The organism is Bradyrhizobium sp. ma5, assembly GCF_042258955.1.
Classification (GTDB): Bacteria; Pseudomonadota; Alphaproteobacteria; order Rhizobiales; family Xanthobacteraceae; genus Bradyrhizobium.
In genome coordinates, this window is sequence record NZ_CP170156.1 from 4647916 (window position 1) to 4662320 (window position 14405).

14 protein-coding genes are annotated in these 14405 nt (G+C 62.6%); 10 read left to right on the forward strand and 4 right to left on the reverse strand.

The features are described from left to right. Positions 1-162 precede the first annotated feature (162 nt). The 3 genes from ACE103_RS21485 (at position 163) to ACE103_RS21495 (ending at position 2517) form a co-directional block, all read left to right on the forward strand. Positions 163-1251 (forward strand): sensor histidine kinase, encoded by a 1089-nt coding sequence (locus tag ACE103_RS21485; protein WP_375774797.1) that lies wholly within the window; start codon positions 163-165, stop codon positions 1249-1251. A gap of 82 nt (positions 1252-1333) precedes the next feature. Then, positions 1334-1966 (forward strand): response regulator transcription factor, encoded by a 633-nt coding sequence (locus ACE103_RS21490; RefSeq protein WP_375781156.1) that lies wholly within the window; start codon positions 1334-1336, stop codon positions 1964-1966. A gap of 176 nt (positions 1967-2142) precedes the next feature. Then, positions 2143-2517, forward strand: a complete 375-nt coding sequence (locus ACE103_RS21495; protein ID WP_223975028.1) for a response regulator transcription factor — start codon at positions 2143-2145, stop codon at positions 2515-2517. Positions 2518-2533: 16 nt separating this feature from the next. On the opposite strand, the gene ACE103_RS21500 is transcribed toward ACE103_RS21495, so the two are convergent. Then, positions 2534-2980 (reverse strand): invasion associated locus B family protein, encoded by a 447-nt coding sequence (locus ACE103_RS21500; protein ID WP_375774798.1) that lies wholly within the window; start codon positions 2978-2980, stop codon positions 2534-2536. A gap of 160 nt (positions 2981-3140) precedes the next feature. Further along, positions 3141-4028 (reverse strand): alpha/beta hydrolase family protein, encoded by an 888-nt coding sequence (locus tag ACE103_RS21505; RefSeq protein ID WP_375774799.1) that lies wholly within the window; start codon positions 4026-4028, stop codon positions 3141-3143. A 164-nt stretch (positions 4029-4192) separates the two neighbouring features. On the opposite strand from ACE103_RS21505, the gene ACE103_RS21510 reads away from it, so the two are divergent. The 3 genes from ACE103_RS21510 to ACE103_RS21520 all read left to right on the forward strand — a co-directional run bounded on the left by ACE103_RS21510 (position 4193) and on the right by ACE103_RS21520 (position 9350). Next, positions 4193-5887 carry a SulP family inorganic anion transporter gene (locus ACE103_RS21510; RefSeq protein ID WP_375781157.1) on the forward strand — a complete coding sequence of 565 codons (1695 nt, stop codon included), beginning with the start codon at positions 4193-4195 and terminating at the stop codon, positions 5885-5887. Positions 5888-6074: 187 nt separating this feature from the next. After that, positions 6075-8825, forward strand: coding sequence for a decarboxylase (locus ACE103_RS21515; protein WP_375774800.1), 2751 nt, complete (start codon positions 6075-6077; stop codon positions 8823-8825). Positions 8826-8915: 90 nt separating this feature from the next. After that, complete coding sequence (locus ACE103_RS21520; RefSeq protein WP_375774801.1) at positions 8916-9350, forward strand: hypothetical protein; 435 nt, start codon at positions 8916-8918, stop codon at positions 9348-9350. Positions 9351-9390: 40 nt separating this feature from the next. On the opposite strand, the gene ppk2 is transcribed toward ACE103_RS21520, so the two are convergent. Then, entirely contained in the window at positions 9391-10191 is an 801-nt protein-coding gene (ppk2, locus tag ACE103_RS21525; protein ID WP_375774802.1) for a polyphosphate kinase 2, read from the reverse strand. 25 nt (positions 10192-10216) lie between these two features. Further along, on the reverse strand, positions 10217-10669 hold the full coding sequence (locus ACE103_RS21530) for a hypothetical protein (RefSeq protein WP_375774803.1): 453 nt from the start codon (positions 10667-10669) through the stop codon (positions 10217-10219). Between the two features lie 168 nt (positions 10670-10837). On the opposite strand from ACE103_RS21530, the gene ACE103_RS21535 reads away from it, so the two are divergent. From ACE103_RS21535 to ACE103_RS21550, 4 genes are all read left to right on the forward strand, one after another. Further along, positions 10838-11281 (forward strand): hypothetical protein, encoded by a 444-nt coding sequence (locus ACE103_RS21535; protein WP_375774804.1) that lies wholly within the window; start codon positions 10838-10840, stop codon positions 11279-11281. Continuing rightward, positions 11274-12506 (forward strand): HlyD family secretion protein, encoded by a 1233-nt coding sequence (locus ACE103_RS21540; RefSeq protein WP_375774805.1) that lies wholly within the window; start codon positions 11274-11276, stop codon positions 12504-12506. Before ACE103_RS21535 ends, ACE103_RS21540 begins: the two co-directional genes overlap by 8 nt. A 24-nt stretch (positions 12507-12530) precedes the next feature. Continuing rightward, complete coding sequence (locus tag ACE103_RS21545) at positions 12531-12944, forward strand: hypothetical protein (RefSeq protein WP_223975013.1); 414 nt, start codon at positions 12531-12533, stop codon at positions 12942-12944. Between the two features lie 91 nt (positions 12945-13035). After that, on the forward strand, positions 13036-14346 hold the full coding sequence (locus tag ACE103_RS21550; protein ID WP_375774806.1) for a TAXI family TRAP transporter solute-binding subunit: 1311 nt from the start codon (positions 13036-13038) through the stop codon (positions 14344-14346). Positions 14347-14405: the final 59 nt, after the last annotated feature.

Consider the following 14405-nt stretch of genomic DNA (forward strand, 5'->3'; position numbering starts at 1 on the left):
AAGTCTTCGAGGAAAATTCAATTCTCTCGACGATAACGGGGTGCTAGGTTTTGAACCCGTTGATCTCCGGCTCCGAGCGCTATGGGCAAGCCAATTCGGCTCTCTGGACTGATCATCCTGCTGGCTATGTTGCTTTCTCCGCCTGGTCTCCGGGCGCAAGAGATGCGTCCGCATTCGATGCTGGTACCGGACCAGTCCGATCGGCGTGGTCCGTTCTACGATCAGGTGTTCGTCGGGCTGAGGGATGCCGTGAGCGCGCACGGCCCCGCGCCGACGACCGTCGACACGGAGAGCCTCGATTTCAGTCGCTTCGGTCGCGAGGCTTATCAAGGCGGATTTCGGCGTGAAGCCGCTCTTCAATTGGCAGCCGATGCAGCGCTGCCGCAAGGCAGCCAAAGTCGCCTCCGTGAACCGAGTTTTATTGAAAGGTACCGCTGGCGGGCGATCGCGCTCGCCGCTGCAATACTAGCCCAGACCTTGCTCATCGCGTTCCTGCTGCACGAGCGGCACATGCGGCGGAAGGCCGAGGTCGAATCCCGCAATCAGCTGTCCCAGCTTGCCCACGTCAATCGGCAGGCGACCGCCGGAGAGCTGTCGTCCTCCATTGCCCATGAGCTCAACCAGCCGCTTGGCTCGATCCTGACCAATGCCGAGACCGCGGAGCTGATCCTGGCTTCGCCGACGCCCGACCTTCAGGAGGTCCGGGAGATCATTTCCGACATCAAGCGCGATGATCTGCGCGCGAGCGAGGTGATCCGTCGGATGCGCAGTCTGCTGAAGCGTGCGCCATTTGAGAAGAAAGAGATCGATCTCAATCAGACCATGCGGGAAGCGTTCGATTTCCTCAAGCTGCAGGCCTCGGCGCGCAACGTCGCGATCTACCTGCAGACCTCACCGGAGACCCTGCGGGTGACGGGTGACCCGGTTCAGTTGCAGCAGGTCATTCTCAACCTTGTGGTCAACAGCATGGACGCGATGGCCAAAATGCCCTACGGGCGCACGATCATCGGCCGTACCGAGGTCAACGGCGACGCGCTGGCGATGATTTCCATCTGCGATTCAGGTCCGGGAATTCCCCAGGACAGGCTGAACGATATTTTCGATCCGTTCTTCACGACGAAGGAGCAGGGCATGGGCATTGGCCTGTCCATCGCGCGGACGATCGTTCTGGCGCATAGCGGTCAGATCTGGGCCGAGAACCAGTCGGGCGGCGGAGCGGCTTTTCATCTTTCGTTGCCGCTCGCTGCATAGCTCGTTTGGGGTCTTTTCTTGGTAGGAGGCCGTGATAATACGAATGCAGGATCTCGCTGTCGATCGCGCAGGAGAGGGCGTCATGCACGCTTACGTGCATATCGTCGATGACGATGCCTCGTTTCGTACGGCACTTGAGCGCAGGCTCAAGCTCGCGGGCTATCGTGTTCTGACGTATGCGTCGGCCCGGCAACTGCTCGATCGATTGCCCGGCGACGAAGAGGCCGGCTGTATCCTGTTGGACGTGCGCATTCCCGGAATGAGTGGTCCCGAGCTGCAGGGCCGTCTGAACGAGCTGCAATCCACGCTCCCGATTGTATTTCTCACCGGATATGCCGACACGGCCACGACCGTCCAGGCGATCAAGGCGGGAGCCGAGGATTTCCTGACCAAGCCGATCGCGTCAGACCAGCTGATCGAGGCGATCGAGCGCGCCGTCGCGCGGCACGAGTTGGCCCGTAGCCAGCGAGCCAGGTTCGACTCACTCCGCGCGCTGCTGGCAAGGTTGACCCCACGCGAGCGGCAGGTGTTCGATCTGATCGTGTGCGGCCGGATCAACAAGCAGGTTGCCTATGAGCTCGGCACGACGGAACGCACGATCAAGGCGCATCGTCATCAGGTCATGGAGAAGATGCAGGTGCAGTCACTGGCCGAGCTGGTCTCGATCGCGGAGCGGCTCGGCACGCGCCAACTTGGTGGCGCGGTCAGGGGATAATCCGCTGCGGCCGCCTGTCCCAAGGTACAATATGAAAACCATGTGACGGCGGATATCTCCGGTATTGGCCGCGGCGATGTCGCGTGCCGGTGAGATTCCGATGCGCCCGTCGTCCAGGTGCCGACGTTAGGCAAAAATCGGGCTTTTGATTCAACAACGAGTGAAGGCCTCCGGATTTGCCGACCGCGAAATTTGTCTTCGTCGTGGATGATAATCCCTCCATGCTCCGTGGAATCGGGCGGCTGCTCAGGGAATATGGATTCGCATCCAGATTGTTCGAGACCGGAAGCGCTCTGCTAAAGCATGGCAGCTTCGACAGCGCGCTGTGCCTCATCCTGGATATCAATCTCAGTGATGGTTCCGGGATTGAACTGCGTCACCAACTGACGGATCTGGGCGTCGACGTCCCGGTCATCTACATTACCGGGAATGACAACCCGGCGACACGCATGGCGGCGATGGCATCGGGATGCGTGGCCTATCTGACCAAGCCATTCACGGCGAATTCATTGATGCAGCCGATCGAGCGGCTGCTGGCCGGCGTAGTCTAGCGGCTGCGAGCCTCAATCATTCGTCGATGGCTTGATCGAGTGTCAGCGCGGGTGCCCCCTTGCGCACGGTCGCAAAGCGGTCGAGCGGCACCGAGGTTGTCACCGTCAGAATGCTGGTGTCGACGGTGACGATCGACAGCGACTTTCCGCCGTCCATCTCCTCGAGGAGCTTCGGATCGGCAACATTGGCCGCAATGCACATATTGGTCACGCACCAGGTGTAGGGCAGGCGATGAACTTCCATCTGGTCAACCGATAGCTTGACCCCGGCCTGCAGATACATCCCGACCGGCAGGAAGAGCTGGAGGCGCGCGGTCCCGTCCTCACGCTCGACCAGATCGATGCGAACGGCGGTCTGGCCGGTGCCGAGCGTGCCGGTGATCGACGTCCGGCATAATGTCTTGGCGCCTGCTGCGTTGAAGCAGAGCTTTCGCCACTCGCCATACTTGACGTCGCGCGCCACGCGCGCTCCCCGCGGAGCGACCTCGTCACCATCCTTCACCGCAGCCGGCGGTGAGGGCGTCTGTTGACCGTGCGTGGCACTGACGCTCGCCACAAACAGCATTGAAGTAACCAAAGCACCATATCGGACCATAGATTCTCCTTCAGCGAGGCTTGGCCGCCTAGCGAACGTTGCCCAGAAATCGTTCGACCAATGGCGACCAGATGGGAATCGAATTGGGAGAGCCGATCAGGAAATGCCCTTCGTCGCCGAACGGCGGCAATAGATGGTATTCGGCCCGCCCGCCGGCGCGCGTGAAGGCCTCGTGCATTCGCTTTGACAGGGCTGGACCGAAGAAGGTGTCGTTCTCGATATAGAGCCACAGCATGGGCACCCGTGAGGTATGGCCAAAGAAGCCGGTCGTTTCGACCAGTTTGTCAGGATTGCAATTGTTGTTGGGCTTGCCATCGACCCGGCCGCCGCGGCCGGCCGCGAAGGTGATGATGGCTTTGACCTGCGGAGGGTTGAGGCTCGACAGTGCGATGGCTGCCCAGCCGCCGGCCGACTGTCCGACGACGATGACGTCTTTCGGCACGATGCGCTTTTCGGCTGCCATGTAGTCGATGATCCAGAGATCGACCTGCGCGACGGCGAGACCCGGATCGAGGAAATTCGGATTGGTGCATTTCCCGACCTTGGAGAAGAACGGGCCGTAGAGACCGCGTTCGGGAATATCGATCGCCGCCGCGCCATAGCCGGTCCCGACCGGTGCCACCACGAGATAGCCGCGCCGCGCAAACCACATTGCGGCATCGCGAAATTCCACCAGCGGGAAGAAGCTGCGATCCCTGGCGTTCAGCGACACGCCATGATTCATGATGACCAGCGGGAAGGGACCGTCGCCCACGGGGCGGACCAGGTAGGCGAACATTGGTAGCGGAAGCGGCAACGCCCAGATCTCCTCCTGGATGCGCTGGGATGTGCCTTGATCATCGGTGCGTGCGGGAGCTGTCAGGCCAAGCAACAGAAGCGTTGCGGCAGCGAGGGTCCGTAAGCGGTGCTGACGCATGCCATGCGCTCCAGCGGGTCTTCCGGCAAATGTGCCGGTCAGGATGATCGAGCCGAGCAAGGTAAGAAGCACATCGCCGGCAACGAGGCTTGATCTGAGTCAACGAGCATCCGGCCCTCTGGCGCGACCACGAGCGACCACTGCAGCTTCAAACGGCGGCCTTGATGTCGATCCAGGGGGAGACGAGTTGGATACGCCGGTTTCCTCCGGCCAACTGGCTCGCCGGCTATCGCGCCTCTTGGCTGCGCGGCGATGCCATTGCCGGGGTCACGCTGGCGGCCTACGCCATACCGGTGTCGCTGGCCTATGCGGGCCTCGCCGGCCTGCCGCCGCAGATCGGCGTCTATGGCTACCTGCTTGGCGGCGTAGGCTACGCCCTGTTGGGCTCCTCCCGGCAACTCGCGGTCGGACCGACCTCGGCGATCTCGCTGATGATCGCTGGCGCTGTCGGCGTATTGGCCGGCGGCGATGCCACGCGTTACGGGCAGATCGTCAGCGTTGTTGCCTTCAGCGTGGCAGTGCTCTGCCTGATCGCCTGGCTGTTCAAGCTCAGCCTGCTAGTGCGGTTGATCAGCGATAGCATTCTGGTGGGCTTCAAGGCCGGGGCAGGGCTCACCATCATCATGAGCCAGCTGCCGAGCCTGTTCGGCGTCGCAGGCGGCGGCCACAATTTTTTCGACCGCGCGATCAAGCTTGCCGGCCAGCTAGGCGATACCAGGCCGCTGGTGCTCGGCATCGGTGTGGCTGCGACCATGCTGCTGTTGCTCGGCGAGCGCAGGCTGCCCGGCAAGCCTGTTGGGCTGGCGGTGGTCGCGCTGTCGATCCTCACCGTCTCCGTGCTCGGGCTTGCGGAAATGGGATTGCCGGTGACCGGAAAGATCCCAACCGGGTTGCCGGTCCTTGCGTTGCCGACATTTGGCCTGCTCGAATTTGACGATCTCTTTCCCATCGCCGCCGGGTGCCTGGTGCTGGCCTATGTGGAAGGCGTATCCGCCGCGCGAAGCTTTGCGGCAAAGCACGGCTACCCGCTGGATGTCCGGCAGGAGTTCTTGGGACTCGGTGCGGCCAACCTCGCGGCAGCCCTTGGGCACGGCTACCCCGTTGCGGGCGGCCTGTCGCAATCGGCCGTCAATGACGCAGCCGGCGCGCGGACGCCATTGGCGCTGGTGTTCTGCTCCGTGACCCTCGCACTCTGCCTGCTGTTCTTCACCGGTCTGCTGACCAATCTGCCGAAGACCGTGCTTGCCGCGATCGTCTTTTCGGCCGTCTACAAACTGGTCGACATTCCCGCGCTCGCCAGAATGTGGCGGATCAGCCGGATCGATTTCTATGCCGCGCTCATCGCGCTGGTATCCGTGCTGTTCCTCGGAATCCTGCAGGGTGTGTTGCTGGCCGCTGTCGCCACCATCTTCCTGCTGCTGTTGCGCGCGTCCCAGCCGAATATCGCGTTTCTCGGCCGTCTCCCTGGCAGCGGCCGCTATTCCGACCGGGCGCGGCACGACGACGTGGAGCCCTTGGCCGGGATCCTCGCGTTTCGCCCGGAAACCTCTCTCCTTTATGTCAATGCCGAGACGATCTTCGAGACGGTATTGGCGGCGCTTCGGATGTCCCCCGACGTCAAGCTGGTGGCCTGTGACCTGTCGGCCTCGCCATTCATCGACCTCGCGGGGTCGCGCATGCTCCACGATCTTCACCAGGAACTCGCATCGCGCGGAATTACGTTTCGCATCGTCGGGGCGCACGCGCAATTGCGCGACCTGCTTCAGGCGGATGGCCTTGCCGACAAGACCGATCGTGGAGACTGGATGCGCACGCTTGACAGTGTGTTGGACAACAGGAAGTCGCCGGCAAACACCTAGCGTGTGCGACCGAGCGGATCGCGCCCGGACACAGTAGCCCTGTCGCATCGCAAGGCGTGGCGCCTATCGGCGGCTGTGAGACGCGTCTCAATCCGGCATCGGCTTGACTTGGATCAAAGGGAGCGTTGCGCCCGGTTCCTACGATCGGACAGAACCAGCGCCAGGATCACGAGATCAGGAGTCATTCATGGCCAACGACGCGAAGCCGGCACAGCAGCGCATCGACCAGTTCTTTTCCGGACCCGGCGGACGCGCCGACAATTGGCGCGATCTGGTTGAGGCGGCAAAGCGGTGGAGCGGAGGCGGCGACCGTGCCGCGTATGACGCGGCGCTGTCGGCGCTTGCGGTCACGGAGGAGTTTCACGGCTACCCGGGCCTTCGTTTGATGGCGGCACTGAAGGAAGCCGCGGCGGCGGGGGACGCCGCCACCTCGCATATGCTTGCGACGCGGATCGTGCAGGCACTTCAAACAAAGTCCTTCCGCCAGCACGCCGGTGACTGGAGCACGCAGGACGACGGCAATGGCGACGTTCCCGATCTGCTTCCGCCAACGCTCGGACAATCGGCGGGCCGCCGTCCCTACTTCGAGACCCTGATCGTGACCGGGGTGCCGGCCGGTAACTGGCCGGGACTGCTTTCGGAATGGCGCAGGCTGCGGCGTCCGGTCGACGCCTTCATCTATGAGCCCGTGGTCGTGGGCAGTCTCGAGGACGCCTTCTGTGCGGCAATGCTGAATCCCAACATTGCGGCGGTGGTGATCAACGAAGGCTTTGGCTTGCGCTCGCGCCACGACGCGCCTGTGCTCCGTGCCATGACCGGCGCCATGGGGCTCAACGACGAGTCCGACGCGTCCGCGCTCCGGCTGGCCCATATCCTGAAGCGGATCCGTCCCGAGCTTGATCTCTACCTGATGTCCAACCGCGACGTCGAGGAATTGGCCGGCAATCCCGAGGCCGACGTGGCGCGCCGGGTGTTCTACTCGGTCGAGGATATCCTCGAATTGCATCTGTCAATTCTGGAAGGCGTGCAGGATCGCTTCGATACGCCGTTCTTCGACAATCTGAAGAAATATGCGCAGCGGCCGATTGGAACCTTCCACGCGCTGCCGATCGCGCGGGGCAAGTCCGTGTTCAAGTCGGACTGGATCCGCGACATGGGCGAGTTCTACGGGCTGAATCTGTTCCTTGCCGAGAGCAGCGCCACCACCGGCGGCCTCGACAGCATGCTGGAGCCGACCGGCAACATCAAGAAGGCGCAGGAGAAGGCCGCTCGCGCGCTCGGCGCCGACCGCGTCTTCTTCGTCACCAACGGCACCTCGACCTCCAACAAGATGGCGGTGCAGGCGCTGCTGGGTCCCGGCGACATCGCGATCGTCGATCGCAACTGCCACAAGTCGCACCACTACGGCATGGTGCTGGCGGGCGCACAGCCGCTCTACGTCGAGGCATTCCCGATGACGGAATACTCGATGTACGGCGCAGTGCCCCTGAAGACGATCAAGCAGGCGCTGCTGAATGCGAAGGCCGATGGCCGGCTCGACCGGGTCAAGATGATCGACCTGACCAATTGTACCTTCGATGGTCACATCTACAACACGCGGCGGGTGATGGAGGAATGCCTCGCGATCAAGCCCGACCTGATCTTCCTCTGGGACGAGGCCTGGTTTGGATTCGCGCGGTTCTCGCCGTTCCTGCGGCGGCGAACCGCGATGGGCGCGGCCAACGAGATCGAAGCCTGGATGCGCGATCCCAAATCGGTTGCCGCTTACGAGAAGCAGCAGGCCGAACTCGGCAAGAACCCCTCGGACGAGGTGCTGCTCAAGACCCGGCTGATTCCCGACCCGCGCCAGATCCGGTTGCGGGTATACCAGACCAATTCGACGCACAAGTCGATGTCGGCGATCCGGCAGGGCTCGATGCTGGCCGTCAAGGACATCGAATTCCACACCGTCGAAGCGCAGTTCAAGGAGGCCATATTCACGCACGCGTCGACCAGTCCGAACCAGCAGCTGATCGCAAGCCTCGACGTCTCGCGCCGGCAGATGGAGCTCGAGGGTTACGGACTGGTGGCCAATGCAATGGAGATCGCGTTCGCCATCCGCAATGCGGTCAACACCAATCCGCTGATCTCCCGGTACTTCCGCGTTCTGGGCGCGGATGCGATGGTGCCGAAGGCCTATCGCCAGAGCGGGTTCACCGACTATCTGGCTGATGGCACCAACTGGGCGAGTGCGCTGAAGAGCCTGAACGACGACGAGTTCTGCCTCGATCCGACCCGCATGACGCTGGTCTGCGGCACGGCCGGCTACGACGGAACGCAGTTCAAGGGCCTGCTCGCCAGCCGCTACAACATCCAGGTCAACAAGACCTCGCGCAACTCGGTCCTGATCCAGTCCAACATCAACAACACGCGGAGCGACGTCGCGCATCTGGTCCGGGTGCTGGCCGAAGTCTCCGGCGAAATCGATCGCGGCCTGGCCAAGGGCGGAGCGAACGGCAGGCGCGATTTCGACGCGCGGGTCAACAGCCTGATGAAGGACGTGCCCGACCTGCCGAACTTCTCGCATTTCCACGACGCTTATCGCGGCGACGCGGGCACGAAGACGAACGAGGGCGACATCCGCGGTGGGTTCTATTCAGCTTATGATGCGGCTGGATGCCAATACATTCGCCTGAACGATCCCGAGATCGACCGGCGGCTGAAGAGCGGGCCCGATCTCGTTTCCGCGAGCTTCGTGATCCCATATCCGCCGGGCTTCCCGATCATGGTGCCTGGCCAGGTCATCACGCAGGAGACCATCGACTTCATGCGCAAGCTCGATGTGAAGGAAATCCATGGCTACGATGCGGCCGAGGGTCTGAAGCTCGTGACCACCGAGGCGCTGGGCAGGATGGGCAAGCCGCGGGCGGGAGCGCCGAAACTGAAGGCCGCATCATAAGGGCACGAGATCTCGCAAGGCGTCGTCGCGTTCTCGCAGCGATGATCCTTGCACAACAAGTCGTAACGCAACCGGTTTCTGGAGAGAGTCATGAGGAAAGTGAGTTTGATCGGAGCTCTTGCTGCGGTGGTGATGGGATTGGCCGGCTTCAGCACGCCGTCACTGGCCGAAACCGGCTCGGTCGCCGTCATCTTCACCAAGGGCGGCTTCATCGTGGGTGTCGGAGGCGGCGAGGGCGTATTGACGCTGCGCGGCAAGCATTATCCGTTCACAGTGTCGGGGATGAGCGTTGGCTTCACGATCGGCGCTTCGACCACCAAGTTCGTCGGGCGCGCCATCAATCTCAGGGGGCCTGCCTCAATCGAGGGCTCCTATAGCGCCGCAGGTGCCGGTGGTGCGATCGCCGCGGGCGCCGGCGGCGTGCAATTGCAAAATGCCAATGGTGTGATCCTGCAGCTCAGCGGCCCGAAAGTCGGCGCCGAGGTCTCGGCCGCCGTGGGCGGTGTCACGATCCGCTTGAAATAGATCTGAGGGACCAAGGCCGCGCCCGGCGCGGCCTTGCCCTTCAGTAGCGTTCCTCGACGAACTTCATCCCGCGCAAGCCGGTCTGGTCGTTGTAGCGGCCCTTGTTCGAGCGCTTGGGCAGCTTGACCTTGACGCGCTTGACGCGTCCGTGAGGAATTGTCTTGAGCAGGAATGAGATGCAGTTCAGTCGCGCCCGCCGCTTGTCATCGGATCGGATGATGTTCCAGGGCGCATGCTTCGAGCTCGTCGCCTTGAACATCAGGTCGCGCGCGCGTGAGTAGTCATACCAGCGGCGATAGGATTCGGTGTCCATCGGGCTCAGCTTCCACTGCCGCAACGGATCGTCGATCCGAGCCCTGAAGCGCTGTTCCTGCTCATCCATCCCAACCTCGAGCCACAGCTTGATCAGGATGATGCCGCCCTCGATGATGTATTGCTCCATCTGCGGGCAGAGCGCGAGGAACCGCTTGTGGTCCTCAGGTGTACAGAATCCCATCACATACTCGACGCCTGCGCGATTGTACCAGCTGCGATCGAAGATCACGATCTCGCCGGCGGCGGGAAACTGCTGCATGTAGCGCTGGATGAAGAGCTGGGACTTCTCGCGATCGGACGGTGCGGGCAGGGCGACCACGCGAAACACGCGCGGGCTGACCTTCTCGGTCAAGGCCTTGATGGTTCCGCCCTTGCCGGCTGCATCGCGCCCCTCGAACAGGATGATGACCCTGAGCTTGTTCGCTACCACCCAGTCCTGGAGATGGCAGAGCTGGACCTGCAGCTTGTGCATCTCTTCTTCGTACTGTTTGCGCGTCATCTTTTCTGCGGACTTGTCTTTCGCCATGGATACCCGTCCATCGTTCGAGCTGTTAACCCCAGGCAATGACGATGCCGATGTCGCCGGGCATGCCCCCGGGGTATTCAACGACCTGGTATCGGATGCGGTAGCCGCGCGGCTGCAGATAGTCCGCCCAGAGCTGGTATATTTCCTTCGGTATGCCTGTCAGCGTCTTTTCCCAGCCGGCCTCCATCTGATTGATGGCGCGCCCCTTGTCGGTGCACAGCGTGTTGGGGAAGCGGTAGACCTGCACTTCGGTCAGTCCGTTGCGCACTGCGCGCTGAATCACCGTCGATGCCAGCTTGACCTTCTCGTCCTCGCTGAGCCCGGAGGGTTTGCTCAACCGCTCGATCAAGGCGCGCTTCTCGGCCTCCACGGCAGCCGCACGCTTGGCATGTTCCTCGGCCTTCCCCGCTTCCTGGAGCGCTGCCTGCTTCTGGATCTCGTGCGCATTCGGGATCAAGTCATCGATCTTGTCTCGCATGGCTGGGGACTCCTAAGCCCGATCTCTCACCGTGCCTCCGAACGGTAGGGTCGGGCCAACGGGCCTCCTTGATCCAGATCAAGCAAGCGCGATAGGATGATCAGCAGTGTCGATCAAGATTGCTTGCGGTTTTATTGCAGCCGGGAGACTTGGCTTGGGAGACTTGGCTTGAACGAGCAGATCCATCCGGCAGCGCCCCATCATCTGCCGTTTTTCATTCCCGGCGCCGACGGGTCGGACACCCTGATGGTGGTGATGGGTATTTTCCTCGTAGCCACAGTCTTGTGGGTTGGCACTCTCTACTGGAAGCTGCACAGCCTGCCGGAACGCATGGCGCACAAGAGCCAGAAGCTTCAGTTTGAGATCGTCGCGGTCCTTGGACTGATCTCGCTTTTCACCCACATGCATATCTTCTGGATCGCCGGCCTGCTGCTGGCGCTTATCGACCTGCCGGATTTCGGCACGCCGATGCGCAGCATTGCCGATTCCGTCGAGCGCATAGCCGACGCCACGCCAGGCGCGCCCGCTGCTGAGCCGGAGGCCGAATCCGTACCTGGCAGCAGTCCCGACGTGCGGACGCCCGCGAAGCAAGAGGTGCACAACCATGCTTGAGCTGATGATCTGCTCGCTGGTGACGATCCTGCCGGATTACCTCTACCGCCGCTATCGGCAAGGCAAGCGGTTCGGCAAGGAGATCACGTTCTTCTCTGTCTGGTACGAACTGAGATGGGGCATCACCGGCTGCCTGATGCTCACGATCTCTCTGATCACGATGATCTTCTACTTCCATCCCTCGACAAGCTCCGCGGCGATCTACTTCAGGACCGTGCCGATCCTGCCCGAAGGGTCCGGCCGCGTCGTCGAGGTCAATGTCGACTTCACCGCACCGGTGAAGAAAGGCGACGTTCTGTTCCGGCTCGATAGTTCGAAGCAGGAGGCTGCGTTGGAGACCGCCAAACGAAAGATCGCCGAGGTCGATGCGTCGCTGATCTCGGCGCAGGCCGATGTCGTCAAGGCGGACGCTCAGATCGGGGAGGCGAAAGCCTCGTTGCAGCAGGCCAAGGACGAACTCGATGTGAAGAGCGAATTGCAGCGCCGTAATCCCGGTATCGTGCCGCAACGCGACATCGAGAAGCTGCAGGTGCTGGTGGATCAGCGGCAGTCCGGCGTCGATGCCGCTAGCGCCGTCAAGGAATCGGCGACGTTGCGGGTCTCCACGCTCCTGCCGGCCGAGCGGGCGAGCGCCGAGGCCGCGCAGGCGCAGGCCCAAGTGGATCTCGACAAGACCTTCGTCCGTGCCGGCGTCGATGGCCGCGTCGAGCAATTCCTGGTTCGCCCAGGAGACCTCGTCGCTCAGATCATGCGGCCGGCGGGAGTCCTGATACCGGACGAAGCGGGCCGCAACAGGTTGCAGGCGGGCTTCGGGCAGATCGAGGCCCAGGTGATGAAGCCCGGCATGGTTGCGGAAGCCACGTGTATGTCGAAACCCTGGGTGATCATCCCGCTCGTCGTCACCAGCGTGCAGGATTTCATCGCCGCCGGTCAGTTTCGGGCCACCGAGTTGTTGATCGACCCGCAGAGCCTGCAGAAGCCGGGTTCGATCCTCGTGTTCCTTGAGCCGCTTTACAAGGACGGCCTCGACGGCGTGACACCGGGCAGCAGTTGCATCGTCAATGCCTATACCAGCAACCATGACGTGATTGCCGATCCGAAAACCGGCGCGTTGAAAGGTTTTGCCCTGCACGCCGTCGACGCGACCGCACTCGTTCATGCACTGCTGCTGCGGATCCAGGCTCTGCTGCTGCCGATCCAGACGCTGGTGCTCAGTGGTCACTGACGGGCGCGAACAGGGAGACAGCATATGAAACCGGATCGCAAATTTCGCGCAATCGTGGTCGCGGGCATGATCTTCGGATCGCCGGATTACGCGCGCGCATTCGATCTCACCGGCGCCTGGGCCACGAGCGCCGAACAGTGCCGAAAAGTGTTTGCGCACAAGGGCCGGGCGAGCCAGCTCACCTTCACGAATTTCTCGGGCGTCTATGGCGGTGGATTCATCGCCGAGGCCGATCGCCTCCGGGGCAAGTTCGAGAACTGCAAGATCAAATCGCGCAAGGACGACGGCCAGAACATCAATATCATCGTCGGTTGCGCGTCGGGAATCATGGTATCGAACGTGCAGTTCTTCCTTAAGGCCGTCGACGACGATACCATTACGCGCCAGTTCCCGGGCATCGAGGGGATGGAGGTCAACTATCATCGTTGCAAGCTCTAGAGGTGTCCGCTCCCCGCGCTGGCTCAGCGCCGCCGCACTGTTGCGTGCTGACGCCGGACCGATTGGGTAGCGCGCCGTGGATCCGGGCAGGTTGCCAAGGTCATTCCGCATCGCCCTGGTGGTGGGTATTGTCCTTCTGGCAGCGGGCGCCGGCTTGTTGGCCTACCGCTGGTATGAGCGGCCGACGACCTTGACGATTGCAGTTGGCTCGCTGGATGGCGAGGCCGGCAGGCTGATCTCGGCGATCGCCGGAAAGCTCACCCAGTCGAAAGCGCCGGTCAGGCTCAGCCTGGTCCAGACCCCGGGGCCGCTTGAGTCCGCCCAGGCATTCGCGTCCGGAAAGGTCGATCTCGCCGTCGTACGTGGGGATGTCGGCGATCTCTCTCAGGCTCAGGCCGTCATCGTACTGGCCCACGCCACCGTGCTGATGATTGCGCCGCCCGGCGCTGCGATATCCGACGTGGCGGAGCTGAAGCGCGCCACCATCGGCGTGATCGGCGCCGAAGCCAATCAGAAGCTGATCAAGGTGCTGACCGATGAGTACGACCTGGCGCGGGCCGGCGTGACGTTCAAGCCGCTGGCGCCTGCGGACGCGCGCCGGGCCCTCGACATCAAGGAGGTCCGGGCAATCCTGCTCGTGATGCCCCTGACCGAGAAATATCTGGCGCTGCTGCGCAACGTCTTCCCGCACACTGCGCGAGCCGGCCCGGTGATGATCGCCATCGAGTCCGCCGGTGCGATCGCGGAAAAGGAGCGCGCCTATGAGAGCTTCGATGTGCCGAAGGGTACCTTGCGCGGCTCGCCGCCGATTCCTGCCGACGACCTGACGACGCTGCAGACATCGTTCTATCTGGTGGCGCAGAAGAAGCTCGGGAATGACCTGATCGGCGACCTGACGCAATCGATCATGAATGCGCGGCGGGACCTGCTTGCAGAGCTGCCGGGGCTTTCCCAGATCGCCACGCCCGACACCGACGCGGGCGCCTACTTGCCGGTGCATCCCGGGGCGGCAGCTGTCTTTGAGGGGACCCGGGAGAGCTTTCTCGACCAGTGGGGCAACGCGATCTTCCTGGCGCCGATGATCGCAGGCGGGCTCGCGTCCGTGCTCGCGGCGGCGTGGAAATTCCTTCGGCCGGTCGAGACACCGAGCCGCCAGGAGGCGCTCGACGCGCTCTATGCGCTCGGGCCTCGGGTCCGGGCGGCCGGTCTCGAATCGGAACTGGAGGAGATCGAGCGTGAAATCGACCAGGTGCTGCGGACGCAACGCAAGGAGCCGGTCGCAGACGACAAGGCAGAGCGTGCCGTCACCGCGGTGAATGTTGCGGCTCACCGGCTCGAGAACCTGATCCACGATCGCCGCGTTCATCTTGCATCGCGGCAGCCGAGCCAAGTCCAAAGCTGAACCGCAAGCTGAGCGGAAGGATGCTTTCCTTGATCTCGATCAAAGGGAAGACGTGGCTG